Here is a 13,698-nt window from a genome sequence, read left to right as displayed (position 1 = left end):
TATAATTTGTTATTTTCTTAAGTATTATAATACATTTTAAATTTTATTTTCAAAAAGGATCAGCATGAAAAATTTTATCTTTGCACTAAGTGCGGCTCTACTTTTAGCAGGTTGCGCTACGTCAAACCAAAGCGCGAGCGTCCCACAAGGCAAATGTGAAGTAAAAGGTAGTTGCATGGCTCCAGTAAGCAGCATCGAAGGCACTTATAAGGCGTTTTTACCTTGCGCTAGCTGCATGGGCATAGACTCAACCCTCACACTAAAAAAGGACGGCACATTTGAAAGTGTGATGAACTACAAGTCAAAAGACAACTACAAAGCCGTTAGCAAGGGTAAATACTCTATAAATAATGGCGTTATCACAACCGTTGATGAGTATAAAGAGAAGAGCTTTTATAAGATCGATGGCGAGAGCCTAAAGATGCTTGACATGGATCAAAAAGAGGTCACTGGCGAGCTAAAAGATAAATATATCTTTAAACGCGTAAAATAAATTTTAAAGGCAAAATGATATAATTTTGCAATTTTTAAGGAGTTGCAAATGAAATATCTTTTTGCCATACTTATCTCATTTTTCATCATTGGCTGCGCGAAAAATGAAAATTTAAAGCCACAAAATCAAGAGCAAACACAAAAATCAAAAGAAGAAAAACCCCTAGTTCGAGACGAAAAACCTAAAAAACCAGAAAAACTAACACTTTCAAACTCTATCTACACGAGCTACTACACGACCTTGCCATGCTCAAACTGCGAGGGTGTGAAGACTATCTTAACTCTAAATAAAGACAAAACCTACACAAAAACTATGCTTACGATGGATAAGGCTGCCACCTTGGTAGAAAAAGGTGGCACATTTGATGTCGATGAGAGTGCTATCGTGCTAAAAGATGAAAGCGGCACGCTTAGCTACTTTGTGCCAAACAAAAACTCACTTCTTCAGCTTGATGATAAGAAAAATAAACGAGTTGGCGTGCTAGCTCAAATTTATAACTACGAGCCGGTAAATAAGGCATACAAAGATAGTTTTTTTGCTAGATTTTCTAAATTTAAAGATAAAAATGGCTTTTTAGAGCTCGTGCTTGTGCCTAGCAAAAATGGCGCAAAGATAAGCTTTTATTCATCGCTAAAAGATGGCTCACCACTTTGTAAATTTAACTCAGAGCTGCTTTATGACAAGGGCATTTTTTACCTTTTGGATGAAAAAGGCGTGGCTTTAAGCGTGCATAAAACCGCTAACGACATCTTCATAATTGCAAACGATAAAATTTGCAAAAATGCTCACATAAGCGGACACTACAAAAGAGAAAAAGGCAGATCCAGCCTCTTTGGCAAGGGCTTTTTTGCAAAACTTACAAACGAGTCAGCAAACGCTGATGTGATGAAATTTTATGGCGCAAAAAACATAAAAAGAGACAATACTAAAAAAGAAAATAGCTACATCGTCACAAACAAAAACGAGAGAATTTTTGAATACACCTTGCTAAATGGCATCATCACGAGTATTGAAATTTACTCAAATGAGTTTAAAACTCCTGAAAACATCAGCCTAAAATCAAATTTTAAAGATATAAAAAAAGCACTTGTCATCTCTAAATTTCAAAGCGACGCAAACAATATCTATCTAAAAATAGATAGTCACGACATGCTTATAAAGCTTAAAAATCCGCTCGCACAAGAGATAACAAGCTTAAGCCAGATCCCAGACGAGGCGCAAATAGAGCAGATAACTCTGATGTGGAACCAGTAGTTTGAAAGAGTATCTTAAGCTTTTAAAGGACGAGAGAAATTTCCGCCTTTTAAGCACCATCCAGCTCATGTGCTACTTTGGTGTGTGGTTCTCGCACACTGGCATCTTTACGCTGCTTATCTCGCTTGACGCTCCTGTGTGGGCGCTTACACTAAGTGCGGCGATGGCGTTTATCCCAGGTGTTGTCATCGCTCCATTTAGTGGTATTTTGGTTGATAAATTTAGCCCAAAACCGATGCTTGTTATCATGATGGCAGTTGAGACCATAAGCGTTTTTATGCTGCTTTTTATAAATTCACTTGATTTTTTATGGCTGCTTTTGCTTATCATTTTTATTAGAAACGGCGTTGGCGGGATGTATTTTCAAGTAGAAATGAGCGTGCTACCAAAAATTCTAAGCAAAGAGAGCCTAAAGCTTGCAAACGAGATCCACTCGATCATCTGGGCGGTCTCATATACCGCTGGCATGGGACTTGCTGGGGTTTATATATATTTTTTTGGCATCAAAAGCGCCTTTTTGCTTGACGGCATGCTCTACATTTTTAGCTTTTTCTTTTTGTACTTTTTAAATTTACAAGGCCTAAAACCAGAGCTTATAGAACGCCCACTAAAAATGCTAAAAAACGGCCTTATCTACCTAAAAGAAAATAGGCTCATCGTGCATCTTATATTTTTACACGCCTTTGTTGGCATCACAGCTTATGACGCGTTGATCGCGCTTCTAGCTGACTATAAATACGCAAATTTACTCTCAACCTCGCTAGTTATTGGCTTGCTAAATGCCTCAAGGTCGATCTCGCTTATGTTTGCACCGGCCATGCTTAGTAAATTTATGAATAAAAAAACGCTCAACTACATCTATATCGGTCAAGGAGTTGGCATCATCATCTGGGCGCTCTCTTTGCAAAATTTTTATCTCTCGCTAATTGGTATCATCTTTGCTGGATTTTGCACGTCAAGCCTTTGGAGCTACACTTACACGCTGCTTCAGCAAAACTGCCAAAAAGAGTTTTACGGTAGAGTGATCGCGTATAATGATATGGTTTTTCTTGGATTTAGCGCGCTTATCTCATTTGCGATTGGCTTTTTATACGAGCTTGGACTAAGCGTGGAGATGATCGCAGCCTTTATGGGAAGCCTCTTTTTCGTTGGAGCCTTTTACTACCACGTAGTTTCAAAAAGGTATGAGATAAGATAGTTGCGTCTAAATGGCTAGAAATCCAGCCATTTATATTTGCTTACTTTCTAGCGGCTTTTACCGCTTCAAGCAGCTCTTCAAAGCCTGCTTTACTTGAGTGCTCGACATCTTTTAGTATCTCGACACCTGCTAAATGTCCCTTATCTTTGTCAGCAAAAATCGCCATAGCCTTATCTAGTCCGTGATGGACATTTTCGTGGTGCGCAGCTATGCTTGAGAGGGTTCTTGGATCTTTGATGATGGTATTTTTCACATCTTTTTCATACCACTTGCCAAATCTACACTCATGCACACTTTGAATTTTATTTATCTCGCCAAGAAGCACGCCTCGGTAGCCATTTAGCTTCATGTTAATGTGATCTATCTTGCCGTTACTTACATTAACCTCGTTTGTTACGTTTAGGGCTTGATTTAGGATGTTTTGCGTGTTGGCATTTACGCTTGAGATGTTGCCCTCAAAACCGCCTAAAATTTGCATCGCATTTGCTGAAATTTTATAGAAACTCTCGCTCATTTCGATCATTGTGTTTGCACTTTGCTTAAGGCCATTTATATTTACTTCAACCTCAAGTGTCGCCTTTTGCGTGCGCTCAGCAAGCTTTCTAACCTCATCAGCCACAACAGCAAAACCTCGTCCATGTTCGCCCGCACGAGCCGCCTCGATAGCAGCATTTAATGCTAGCAAATTTGTCTGATCTGAGATATCTTTTATGAGATTTATGATCTCAACGATAGAATTTACGCTTCCATCAAGCGAAGAGGCATCGTTTGAGAGATCGCCGCTCATCTGGCTTACTTGCTCGATCGAGCTTAAAATTTCAGCCGTTTGAGACTTGAGCTCGCCTGTCTCTTTAAAAGTTTTTTCATTTAAATGGTTTATATTTTCAAGCATTTTTAGGTTTTCTTCGATGGTTGATTGTAAGAAATTCATGCCATCTTGATAGCTAGTAAGCAGCAAATTTACAGCCTCTTGCTTATCCTTAGCTTGCTCTTTTGGCTCGCAAGTTTTGGCATTTTTTAGCTCATTTTTAAGTGCTAAAATCTCAGCCTTTAAAGCTTCATTTTCTCTCTCTAAAGCTTCATTTTTACTACCAAGCTCTTTGCTTTTGCTGTCAAAAAACATTTTTCATCCTTTAAAATTCGTAAATTTTGCGTAATTATAACTCTTTTTACTTAAGCCAGTCGTCTAAAATTTTAATTTGCTCTTCAACACTTTTATTTGCCGTGCCACCTTTTGAAGTGCGAGCCTCTTTTGAAGCGTGCAGATCTAGAAATTTAATGGCATTTTCATCTAAATTTTCATCGACACTTTTTAGCTGCTCTTTGTTTAGCTCACTTAGATCAAGCCCCAAGCTTTCAGCCTTTGCGACAGCCTTGCCGGTGATAAAATGCGCCGTTCTAAATGGGATATTTTTCTCACGCACTAGATAGTCCGCCAGATCAGTAGCACTTAGATGCCCTGTTTTTGTCGCTTTTAGCATATTTTTTTCATTAAATTTAGCCGTTTTTATCATCTCATTTAGGATAGTAGCAGAGCTTAAAATGGTCGCAACACTATCAAAAACGCCCTCTTTATCTTCTTGCATATCTTTATTATAAGCAAGTGGCAAGCCCTTCATCGTAGTTAGCAGCGCTACTAAATTTCCATTTACACGCCCAGTTTTGCCGCGTATGAGTTCAGCGACGTCTGGATTTTTCTTTTGAGGCATGATGGAGCTACCCGTGCTATAAGCGTCGCTAATACTTACAAAGCCAAATTCCTGCGAGCTCCAAAGTATGAGCTCCTCACAAAGCCTAGAAGCGTGCGTCATAAAAACGCTAATGTTAAACAAAATCTCCAGCGCATAGTCGCGGTCGCTCACGCTATCCATCGCATTTTGCGTGCAACCAGCAAAGCCAAGCTCGTTTGCAACGATAGTTCTATCTATCTTGTGCGGCGTGCCTGCAAGGGCTGCTGAGCCAAGAGGACTTAGGTTGTTTCGCTCATACGAGCTAACAAATCGCTCAAAATCCCTCTTAAACATAAACGCGTAGGCTAGCAAATGGTAGCTAAGGCTTACTGGCTGGGCGTGTTGAAGGTGCGTGTAGCCTGGCATTAGCGTATCTTTGTGGTTTTTGGCTAAATTTGCAAGCGTGGCGATGATCTCTTTAATGAGAGATGAAATTTCTAAATTTTTCTTCAAAACATAAAATTTAAAATCAAGCGCGACTTGATCATTTCTGCTTCTAGCTGTGTGAAGTCTGCCGCCAAGCTCGGCACCAATGATCTCGCTAAGGCGCTTTTCAACCGCCATGTGGATATCCTCATCCTCTATCTTAAAAGCAAATTTACCAGCCCTTATCTCAGCCAAAACCTCATCAAGCCCCTTTATGATCGCCTCTGACTCGTCTTTTTTCAAAATTCCGCAAATTCCTAGCATTTTAGCGTGCGCCTTACTGCCAGCGATATCCTCTTCAAAAAGATTTTTATCAAAATTTATAGAAGCGTTAAATTCCTCAAGCAACTTCGAGCTAGCCTCGTTAAATCTACCCTCCCACATCTTTTTATGTGCGTTTTCATCTTTTTTCATAGCTTTGCCTTTGATTAATTTTGCGTGATTTTAACAAAATGGTGCTTAACTAGGCTTTTACAAGCATTTTAAAAATAAATTTTTTGGTCAAAAAAGTGAAATGTAATATAAAAATTATGCTAGAGTAGTAAAAAAGTTATATATATAATTTACATTTAAGGTTATTAAAATATAATTCGCCCAGCAACTTTTTAAAAACTATTTCAAGTTTTTTGATTTATTGCCGATATAGTTTTAAATAAAGAAATAAACTAAAAAGGAAGGACGATATGCAAATTGATGCAAATATGAACTCAAATGTTTTCTATCATAACGGCTACACATCTATATCATCAAGTAGCGCTAAAACCAGCATATTAGTATCTTCTGGCTATGGCACAAAAGATATCGTTAGAAGTAATGATGTGCATGTCGAACAAAGAGAAGAAGTTAGACAAAAACCTACAATTATTAGAAAAGAAGATGTCACAGAGTTACAAAAAAATTTAGAAAAATTACAAGATCAAAGAAGCGATATAGCTGATCAAATTTCAAGCATCCAGCACCTGAAAGATCGTGATTCTATGCAGATGCTTCATCATCTAAATTTAGAACAATCAAGCATTCAGAATAACATTTTAAGTATTAAAACTCAGATGACAGAAATGGTACAGGCTTAAGACTAAGCCTTACCGATCATAGTTCTTAGAACTAAACAAAAATCCTCTAAAAAGTATCCCATTGACTTATAGAAGTTACTGCTAGCATTTTGTTCAAGCTCTTTTGCAAGTTGCTCGGCATATGGCAAGAAAAAAGAGAGGCTAAAAGCAGCAAGAAGCTGCATAGACTCTTTTGTCGCCTCTTTTTTTAAGATATTTGCTATCAAAATGAGCTGATTCGAGATGCTATCAACCTCACCCATTTTTGGCTCAAAATTTATAGCCTTGTAAAATTGTGCCAAATCATCTTTTGCGCTTGAGAAATAGTAGCTTGCTTCAAATTTTGCCTTCAAAATGACAAAATCATCACACAAGGCCGCACTACTCTCATCTTTGATAAATTTAGCGTAAAGCTCATTTCCTTTTATGTTCGCATCGCTCTTTGTCTGCGTTATCCACGCATTTGTCTTTTTGATACGCATAAAAGATGAGACACCCAAGATACCATTAAAATTTGTAGCAAGTGCAGCCGCTACGACGCTATAAAGCTCTCCAAGTCTCAAATTTAATCCTTAAGCTTCAAATATCTAAGTCTAAGCGCATTTAGCACGACAGTGACCGAGCTTAGGCACATCGCCATCGAGCCATAAACTGGACTTAGAAGCAGTCCAAATACCGGATAAAGCACGCCAGCAGCCACTGGTATGCAAATGGCGTTATACATAAATGCCCAAAACAAATTCTCTTTTATGTTAGCAATAGTCGCATTTGCAAGCTTTACAAGCCCGCTCACGCCGCGCAAATCGTTTTTTACAAGCACGATATCGCCAGCACCTTTAGCGATGTCTGAGCCTGAGTTCATAGCGATGCCAACGCTTGCTTCTTTAAGCGATGGCGAGTCGTTTATACCATCTCCCACGAAGATCACGCCACCTCGGCTCATAAGCTCTTTTACCTTGTTAAATTTATCCTCAGGCAGCATATTTGCGTAGTATTCGCTCACATTTAGCTTGCTAGCGATATTTGCCACTACTTTTTTATCATCGCCTGAGAGGATCACACTTTGTAAATTTAACCTTGCAAGCTCGTTTATAACGCTATCTGCCTCATTTTTTAACTCATCGCTTAGCGTTAAAAATCCGCTAAATTTTTGATTGACTGCGCAAAGTATGACGCCGCTTCCATCATTTGTAGCCTCTTTTATCGCCAAACTTTCAGCTTCATTTAGCAAGATATTGTTTGCCGCAAGCAGTTTTTCGTTGCCTATTATTATCTTATTGCTTTCATCTTCATAGACGATGCCTTGACCAACTACGTTTTGAAATTTGCCATTTAGCTTTTGTAAATTTATGCAATTTTGTTTTGCATATCTTACGATCGCTTTTGAGATCGGATGCTCGCTTAAATTTTCAGCAGATGCCACTAACTCTAACTCTTTTTCGCTCAAATTTGAACTTTTGACGCTGATTAGTCCCTTACTTAGCGTGCCAGTTTTATCAAATGCTACAAATTTAGCATCTTTTATCAGCTCTAAAACCTCTGGGTTTTTAACCAAAATTCCAGCTTTTGCGCCACGCGCGAGGGAGCTTACTATTGCTATTGGCGTAGCAAGACCAAGCGCGCACGGGCATGAGATGATAAGCACGCAGATCGCGCAAGAGATAGCATAGGCGAAATTTCCACTAAAAATTATCCATATTAAAAATGTAAGAACTGAGATCGCCACGACGCTTGGCACAAAGATATTTGCTATCTTATCAGCCAGCCGTCCGATAGGCATCTTTTTGGAGCTAGCGTCGCTTAACAAGCTTAAAATTTGAGATAGTAAGCTTTCAAAAGAACTCTTTGTTACCTTGACGCTTATGTAGCCATTTGTGTTTAGAGTGCCGGCAAATACGCTATCGCCTACCTCTTTATAAACAGGCAAGCTCTCTCCTGTAAGCATCGAAGCATCGATCTCAGCGCCACCCTGGACTATCACGCCGTCGCTTGGGACGTTGTAGCCATTTTTTACGATGACGATATCCCCTACTTTTAGCTCATTTACATTTACCTCTTTGCTCTGCCCGTCTGGCATGACCAAAAAGGCGGTCTTTGGTGAAATTTTAAGTAGCGTCTTTAGGTAGTCGCCCGCCTTTGCCTTTGAGCGCTCCTCGAGGTATTTGCCAAGCAGCACAAAGGCTATGATCATCGCCACGCCTGATACATATATATGTTTTAGATCGTTTGGGAGAAAATTTGAAAAAGCCACGGCAAATAGCGAGTACAAAAAGGCACTGCCGCTTCCAAGTGCGACAAGTACGTTCATATCGTAGTTTTTGTTTTTTACAGCCTCTATGGCGTGGGTAAAGAAGTCTTTGCCACTAAAAGCTAGCACCAAAAATGCTAAAACTAGCATGAGTAAATTTACTAGTATATTGTGAGGTGCGAACATCTCAAGCGCCATTATCACGACGCTTGCGATAAATGCAAATATAAATTTGTTTCTTATCGAGGTTATATGCTCGTCTCTTTTGGCTTCAAATTCATCGATATTTGTTGCCACAAAGTAGCCAAGCTTCTTTATCTTTTGCTCTAAAACTTCACGCACGCTGGCGTCTTTTAGGACAAACTCACCGCTTGCATTTGCGAAATTTACATTTGCATCAAGCACGCCATCTATCTTTTTAGAAACCTTTTCGATAGCGTTTGAGCAATTTACACAGCTCATTCCCGCTATATTTAGCTTGACTTTTAAAGGCATATCAAAGCTCTTTTATCACGTCAAATCCCAGATCAGCCATTTCTGATTTAAATTTCTCTACATCACCATCTTTTATATTTACACTTACTTGCCTTGGCTCTTTGCTAAGATCGACTTTTATCTCGCCAAAGTCATCTTCAAGTGCGTTTTTTATAGTGTTTGCGCAGTTTTGGCAATGCACATTATTTACCTCAAATGTTTTCATATTATCTCCTTTATCATGTGGTCGTATTCGTGTAAATTTATGATCTTTTTGGTGTTAAATTTAAAGCCAAGGCTCTCGTAAAATTTACGAACTTTTGGCTTATTTACATCAACTATCAGCGAAACCTTTTTATGTCCTAGCTCTTTTGCTCTTGCAAATGAGTGCAAGATAAGCTCTTTTGCTAGCCCTTGCCTTCTAAATTTCTCATCTACGGCGATGCTATCTATATAAAACTCATCATCAAAGCACTCTTTTTCTATCTGGGCATCTTTGCCAAGAGCCTTTAGATGCTGTGAAATTTCTCTATCAAGCTGCCATGCGTCACCGCCAAAGTAAGCGCACATCGCAGCGATGATCACGTCGTCACGTTTATAGACATAGACATTTTTATAGCTAAGTCTGTTTGTCTCGCTTTTAAAAAATTTCTCTAAAATTTCGTCGCTTTTTACAGGATCGTCGTAGCCACTTAGCTTGTAGGCGATATCCTCCATCGCTAAATTTAGTAGTTTTATGCAGATTTTTGCATCTTGTTTTTGAGCATTTTTTATCATGGGTATGATTATATGCCTTTAGCTTAAATTTTTACCAAATATTATTCTCAAATTTACAAATTAAGCGCTTTAGCAGGCAAACTAAAAATGTTTTAAAAAAGTATAAAATTTTTTTAGTTATAATCCGTAAAAAATTTATTTAAGGATATTTATGGGACGAGCATTTGAGTACCGAAGAGCGGCAAAAGAAGCTAGATGGGATAAGATGAGCAAGGTATTTCCAAAACTTGCAAAGGCTATAACAGTAGCGGCAAAAGATGGCGGATGTGATCCAGATATGAACCCAAAACTTCGCGCAGCCATCGCAGCAGCAAAAGCTGAAAATATGCCAAAAGATAACATCGATGCGGCTATAAAAAGAGCAAATGGCAAAGATAGCGCTGACATCAAGACTATCTTTTATGACGGCAAAGCAGCTCACGGCGTGCAAATCATCGTTGAGTGCGCGACTGACAACCCAACAAGAACAGTTGCAAATGTAAAAGCGATATTTAGCAAAAATGGCGGAGAAATTTTGCCAAGTGGCAGCCTTAGTTTTATGTTTACAAGAAAGAGCGTTTTTGAGCTTGAAAAACCAAGTGCAGATATCGAAGAGATCGAGCTTGAGCTCATTGATTACGGACTAAGTGACATCGAAGAAGATGAAAACGCACTATTTGTTTATGGCGATTACGCAAATTTTGGCACACTTCATGAAGGCATAGAGAAGCTAAATTTAGTAGTTAAAAAAGCTTCACTTCAATACTTACCAAATCAAACCGTGAGCCTAGATGAAGAGCAAATGCTTGAGGTTGAGAGGCTTCTTGACAAGCTAGAAGACGACGATGACGTCCAAGCAGTTTATACAAATATCGAGTAAAAAGGAGCAACATGCGTTTTGATGAGTTAAAAGTTTATGATATAAATTTAGACGAGCTAAAAAAAGATAAATTTGCGGTTTTAAAGACAGAAAAAGGCGATATCAAACTTGAGCTTTTTGCCGAGGATGCACCGCAAGCTGTTGCAAATTTTGTCCATTTGATAAAAACAGGCTTTTATAATGGCCTAAATTTCCACAGAGTTATACCAAATTTCGTCATCCAAGGCGGCTGCCCAAATGGCACAGGCACAGGCGGTCCTGGCTGGAGGATAAAATGCGAATGCGACAACCAAAAGGTAAAACACGAGCGTGGCAGCCTTAGCATGGCTCACGCAGGTCGCGACACTGGCGGATCGCAGTTTTTCATCTGCCACAGCAAGCAACCTCATCTTGACGGCGTGCATACAGTCTTTGGAAAGTGCGTTGATGACGAGAGCTTAAAGGTGCTTGATGCTATCAGACAAGGCGACAAGATCCTCTCAGCAGAGATCAAAGAGAGCCTATAAAAGGGGAATTTATGGAGAGTGCAAAAACGCAAAAAAGTCTCTTTGTGAGACTATTTACCAATCTCGCCATTTGGGTTGTGATAGGTATAGTTGGCGGTGTTATCGTCGGTATGGTCGCACCTGAGCTTGGCATAGCGAGCAAGCCAGGCATTGATTATTTTATAAAAGCCCTTAAAATTTTAATCGGCCCTATCATCTTTTTAACAATCGTCTCAGGCATCGTCGGACTTGAGAGCTTAAAAGATCTTGGCACCATCGGACTTAAGGCATTTATCTACTTTGAGATAGTTAGCACGCTCGCTCTTGCTGTTGGTATCATCTTTGGCGAGACGCTTCGTCCAGGACATGGCATGAACCTTGACTACACCCAGCTTGACGCCTCAAGCGTGGCTAAATTTACATCTCAAGCTGGCAACATGGACGCAAATAGCGGCTTTTTAGCACATACGCTTCATCTTTTAAGAGGCGCTGTGCCAGTAGATGACATCTTTCCTTACGTGCATATACTTGATCCATTTATAAAATCAAACACACTTCAAGTGCTTTTCATGGCGATAGTCGTTGCCATCGTGCTTTCACTACTTGCTCATGATAAAAAGCAAGCTTGCCTAAAACCGCTTGAATTTATCCAGCACTACGTCTTAAAGCTACTTACTTGGCTTATGCTATTTAGCCCAGTGGCAGCCTTTTCAGCGATGGCTTACTTGATCGGTAAATTTGGCATTGGAACGCTTCTTGGTATGATGGAGCTTCTTGTTGTTATGGCACTTGCAAGCTGCTTTTTCATCTTTGTCGTGCTTGGCGTCATTTGCTACTTTGCCAAAGTCAATGTCTTTAAATTTATGCGCTTTATCTCAAAAGAGGTCTTGGTCGTTTTTGCGACAAGCTCGAGCGAGACAGCTCTTGCACCACTTATGCAAAAGCTAGAAGCAGCTGGTATAAATAGAGGCGCAGTTGGCCTTATCATCCCGACTGGCTACTCATTTAACCTTGACTGCACCAACATCTACCTAAGCCTAAGCGTTATCTTCTTAGCTCAAGCATTTAATATCCCGCTAAGTTTTGAGCACCTAATAAGCATACTAATCGTGCTAATGATCACAAGTAAAGGCGCGGTTGGCGTTACAGGATCTGGCTTTGTCGTCCTTGCTGGCACACTAAGCGCACTTCCAAGCACTGGCATACCAGTCGTAACCGTAGCTGTGCTACTTGGCGTTGATAAATTTATGTCAGAGATGCGTGCTGTTGGTAACCTTTGCGGCAATGCCGTTGGCTGCATGATAGTTTCTATCTGGGATAAAAAGGTCGATATGGAGAAATTTAGATACGCACTAGACCATCCAGACGAATTTCACTTCCACTCATAATAGAATTTTTAAGGGGCAATCGCCCCTTTTTATCTTAAAATTTACTTCAAAACTTAAAGTGCTTATCCCCTATTTTTACAATATCCAATGAAAATTTAGAAATTTTATTTTTAAATATAGAAACTAATATTATAATTATTGAAAATTTTAATTTGGAGGAGTTATGAAGACATTAGGCATCATAGGCGGCATGGGACCACTTGCCACGGCTGATTTATACAAGAAGATCATCGATATAACCCCAGCAACTTGCGATCAAGAGCACCTACACATCGTTATCGACTCATACGCACAGATAGAAGATAGGACAAAATTTATCATGGGCGAGGGAGAAAGTCCGCTTCCAAAGCTAATTCAAAGTGCTAAACTTTTAAAAAATGCAGGCTGCGAGGCGATGCTAATGGCTTGTAACACAGCTCACTACTTTGCTCCAAGCATCGAAAAAGAGGCTGGAGTGAAGATTTTGCACATTGCAAAAGTTACCATAGATGCCTTGCAAAAGAAATATCCACACGCTAAAAATATCGCTGTCATCGCAACAAGCGGCACAAAAAAGGCTGGCGTTTATGATCAAATTTTAAAAGAGCGCGGGCTAAAGAGCGTGGATTTTAGCAAAGAGACGCAAGATGTCATCATGGAGTGCATCTACAAAGGTGTCAAAGCTGGTAAGCTAGAAGAGTATGTGCCGGTATTTTATGAAGTGCTTTCAAACATTGAAGCTGACGTTTATATCGCAGGTTGCACCGAGATACCGATGTTTTTACCATTTATCAGCAGCGAGTATAAATTTATAGATGCGACATTTGAGCTAGCAAAAGCTGGCGTAGAATTTGGACTAGAAAAGAGAGTATTTTGATTAAATTTAGCCAGATACCTGGCTAAATTTTTGTTTTAACTGCAACTTACACTAAGTACAACAGCGACTTTTATAGTAGAAATTTGATATCAAATTTAGCTGGAGTGTTCTGGCTAAATTTTAGCTCTAACTGTAAAGATTGCTTAAATTAAAATTTTTTGATATCTGAAGGGTGATTTTTAGAGCTTAATAAGTGTGGTTTTATAACGAGAAGCTTTAGAAAATCTAGTGAAATTTAGTATTTTGCTTTAAATTTAGCTGGAGTGTTTTGGCTAAATTTTAGTTCTAACTACAAAGATCACTTGTATTAAATTTTTCAGGCTTATAAAGAGTGGCTTTTGGTTAGAAATTTTAGAAAGTCTATTTAAATTTAACCGAGCTATTTCGCAAAATGTTTTAAATTTTATATTAGAAATTTAAAAAAGAGCTATATTTTATAGCTCTAAAATTTTTGCTAT

Annotated in this window: 14 protein-coding genes and 1 pseudogene; 8 read left to right on the top strand and 7 right to left on the bottom strand. The window is 39.1% G+C overall.

Going from position 1 to position 13,698, the window contains the following annotated elements; all coding sequences use genetic code 11:
• Positions 1 to 64 precede the first annotated feature (64 nt).
• From MTT09_RS02990 to MTT09_RS02980, 3 genes are read left to right on the top strand one after another with little or no spacing between them, the layout of a single operon-like run.
• Positions 65 to 493: a copper resistance protein NlpE gene (locus MTT09_RS02990; protein ID WP_429802475.1), complete on the top strand. Its 429-nt coding sequence runs from the start codon at positions 65 to 67 to the stop codon at positions 491 to 493.
• A 48-nt stretch (positions 494 to 541) separates the two neighbouring features.
• Complete coding sequence (locus MTT09_RS02985) at positions 542 to 1,747, top strand: copper resistance protein NlpE N-terminal domain-containing protein (protein WP_429802473.1); 1,206 nt, start codon at positions 542 to 544, stop codon at positions 1,745 to 1,747.
• 1 nt (position 1,748) lies between these two features.
• The gene (locus MTT09_RS02980) at positions 1,749 to 2,945 is read left to right on the top strand and encodes an MFS transporter (RefSeq protein ID WP_429802471.1); all 1,197 of its coding nucleotides are present in this window, start codon (positions 1,749 to 1,751) and stop codon (positions 2,943 to 2,945) included.
• Positions 2,946 to 2,985: 40 nt separating this feature from the next.
• Here the strand turns inward: MTT09_RS02980 and MTT09_RS02975 are convergent, their stop codons facing one another.
• The 3 genes and pseudogenes from MTT09_RS02975 to argH all read right to left on the bottom strand — a co-directional run bounded on the left by MTT09_RS02975 (position 2,986) and on the right by argH (position 5,515).
• A complete protein-coding gene (locus MTT09_RS02975; protein WP_374220069.1) occupies positions 2,986 to 3,294 on the bottom strand; it encodes a CZB domain-containing protein in 309 nt (102 codons plus the stop codon).
• Between the two features lie 57 nt (positions 3,295 to 3,351).
• A pseudogene (locus tag MTT09_RS02970) lies at positions 3,352 to 3,657 on the bottom strand (methyl-accepting chemotaxis protein); the annotation flags it as partial.
• A 457-nt stretch (positions 3,658 to 4,114) separates the two neighbouring features.
• A complete protein-coding gene (gene argH / locus MTT09_RS02965; RefSeq protein WP_429802469.1) occupies positions 4,115 to 5,515 on the bottom strand; it encodes an argininosuccinate lyase in 1,401 nt (466 codons plus the stop codon).
• A 269-nt stretch (positions 5,516 to 5,784) separates the two neighbouring features.
• Between argH and MTT09_RS02960 the strand changes: the two genes are divergently transcribed.
• On the top strand, positions 5,785 to 6,174 hold the full coding sequence (locus MTT09_RS02960; protein ID WP_012001374.1) for a hypothetical protein: 390 nt from the start codon (positions 5,785 to 5,787) through the stop codon (positions 6,172 to 6,174).
• A gap of 2 nt (positions 6,175 to 6,176) precedes the next feature.
• Here the strand turns inward: MTT09_RS02960 and MTT09_RS02955 are convergent, their stop codons facing one another.
• The 4 genes from MTT09_RS02955 to MTT09_RS02940 are packed head-to-tail and all read right to left on the bottom strand — an operon-like array spanning position 6,177 to position 9,652.
• Positions 6,177 to 6,716 carry a hypothetical protein gene (locus tag MTT09_RS02955; RefSeq protein ID WP_429802467.1) on the bottom strand — a complete coding sequence of 180 codons (540 nt, stop codon included), beginning with the start codon at positions 6,714 to 6,716 and terminating at the stop codon, positions 6,177 to 6,179.
• Positions 6,717 to 6,718: 2 nt separating this feature from the next.
• Positions 6,719 to 8,896 (bottom strand): heavy metal translocating P-type ATPase, encoded by a 2,178-nt coding sequence (locus MTT09_RS02950; RefSeq protein ID WP_429802465.1) that lies wholly within the window; start codon positions 8,894 to 8,896, stop codon positions 6,719 to 6,721.
• A 1-nt stretch (position 8,897) separates the two neighbouring features.
• Positions 8,898 to 9,101 (bottom strand): heavy-metal-associated domain-containing protein, encoded by a 204-nt coding sequence (locus MTT09_RS02945; RefSeq protein ID WP_149720252.1) that lies wholly within the window; start codon positions 9,099 to 9,101, stop codon positions 8,898 to 8,900.
• Positions 9,098 to 9,652 carry a GNAT family N-acetyltransferase gene (locus tag MTT09_RS02940; protein ID WP_429802462.1) on the bottom strand — a complete coding sequence of 185 codons (555 nt, stop codon included), beginning with the start codon at positions 9,650 to 9,652 and terminating at the stop codon, positions 9,098 to 9,100. The genes MTT09_RS02945 and MTT09_RS02940 overlap by 4 nt, the downstream gene beginning before the upstream one ends.
• A gap of 151 nt (positions 9,653 to 9,803) precedes the next feature.
• On the opposite strand from MTT09_RS02940, the gene MTT09_RS02935 reads away from it, so the two are divergent.
• The 4 genes from MTT09_RS02935 to MTT09_RS02920 all read left to right on the top strand — a co-directional run bounded on the left by MTT09_RS02935 (position 9,804) and on the right by MTT09_RS02920 (position 13,240).
• Complete coding sequence (locus MTT09_RS02935; RefSeq protein WP_021093135.1) at positions 9,804 to 10,511, top strand: YebC/PmpR family DNA-binding transcriptional regulator; 708 nt, start codon at positions 9,804 to 9,806, stop codon at positions 10,509 to 10,511.
• Positions 10,512 to 10,522: 11 nt separating this feature from the next.
• Positions 10,523 to 11,017 carry a peptidylprolyl isomerase gene (locus tag MTT09_RS02930; RefSeq protein WP_021085768.1) on the top strand — a complete coding sequence of 165 codons (495 nt, stop codon included), beginning with the start codon at positions 10,523 to 10,525 and terminating at the stop codon, positions 11,015 to 11,017.
• 11 nt (positions 11,018 to 11,028) lie between these two features.
• On the top strand, positions 11,029 to 12,384 hold the full coding sequence (locus tag MTT09_RS02925) for a cation:dicarboxylate symporter family transporter (protein WP_021084182.1): 1,356 nt from the start codon (positions 11,029 to 11,031) through the stop codon (positions 12,382 to 12,384).
• A gap of 163 nt (positions 12,385 to 12,547) precedes the next feature.
• Positions 12,548 to 13,240 carry an aspartate/glutamate racemase family protein gene (locus MTT09_RS02920; protein WP_012001368.1) on the top strand — a complete coding sequence of 231 codons (693 nt, stop codon included), beginning with the start codon at positions 12,548 to 12,550 and terminating at the stop codon, positions 13,238 to 13,240.
• Positions 13,241 to 13,698: the final 458 nt, after the last annotated feature.

The sequence above is a fragment of the Campylobacter concisus genome (assembly GCF_050447505.1).
Lineage (GTDB): Bacteria > Campylobacterota > Campylobacteria > Campylobacterales > Campylobacteraceae > Campylobacter_A > Campylobacter_A concisus_BP.
The sequence above is the reverse complement of the archived record's forward strand: the minus strand, read 5'-3'. Positions and strand labels throughout refer to the sequence as shown.

Coding starts and splice junctions, on each gene's coding strand:
- MTT09_RS02960 (WP_012001374.1), top strand. CDS start 5,785: ATGCAAATTGATGCAAATATGAACTCAAATGTTTTCTATCATAACGGC.
- MTT09_RS02930 (WP_021085768.1), top strand. CDS start 10,523: ATGCGTTTTGATGAGTTAAAAGTTTATGATATAAATTTAGACGAGCTA.
- MTT09_RS02975 (WP_374220069.1), bottom strand. CDS start 3,294: ATGAAGCTAAATGGCTACCGAGGCGTGCTTCTTGGCGAGATAAATAAA.
- MTT09_RS02925 (WP_021084182.1), top strand. CDS start 11,029: ATGGAGAGTGCAAAAACGCAAAAAAGTCTCTTTGTGAGACTATTTACC.
- argH (WP_429802469.1), bottom strand. CDS start 5,515: ATGAAAAAAGATGAAAACGCACATAAAAAGATGTGGGAGGGTAGATTT.
- MTT09_RS02950 (WP_429802465.1), bottom strand. CDS start 8,896: ATGCCTTTAAAAGTCAAGCTAAATATAGCGGGAATGAGCTGTGTAAAT.
- MTT09_RS02940 (WP_429802462.1), bottom strand. CDS start 9,652: ATGATAAAAAATGCTCAAAAACAAGATGCAAAAATCTGCATAAAACTA.
- MTT09_RS02990 (WP_429802475.1), top strand. CDS start 65: ATGAAAAATTTTATCTTTGCACTAAGTGCGGCTCTACTTTTAGCAGGT.
- MTT09_RS02945 (WP_149720252.1), bottom strand. CDS start 9,101: ATGAAAACATTTGAGGTAAATAATGTGCATTGCCAAAACTGCGCAAAC.
- MTT09_RS02985 (WP_429802473.1), top strand. CDS start 542: ATGAAATATCTTTTTGCCATACTTATCTCATTTTTCATCATTGGCTGC.
- MTT09_RS02935 (WP_021093135.1), top strand. CDS start 9,804: ATGGGACGAGCATTTGAGTACCGAAGAGCGGCAAAAGAAGCTAGATGG.
- MTT09_RS02920 (WP_012001368.1), top strand. CDS start 12,548: ATGAAGACATTAGGCATCATAGGCGGCATGGGACCACTTGCCACGGCT.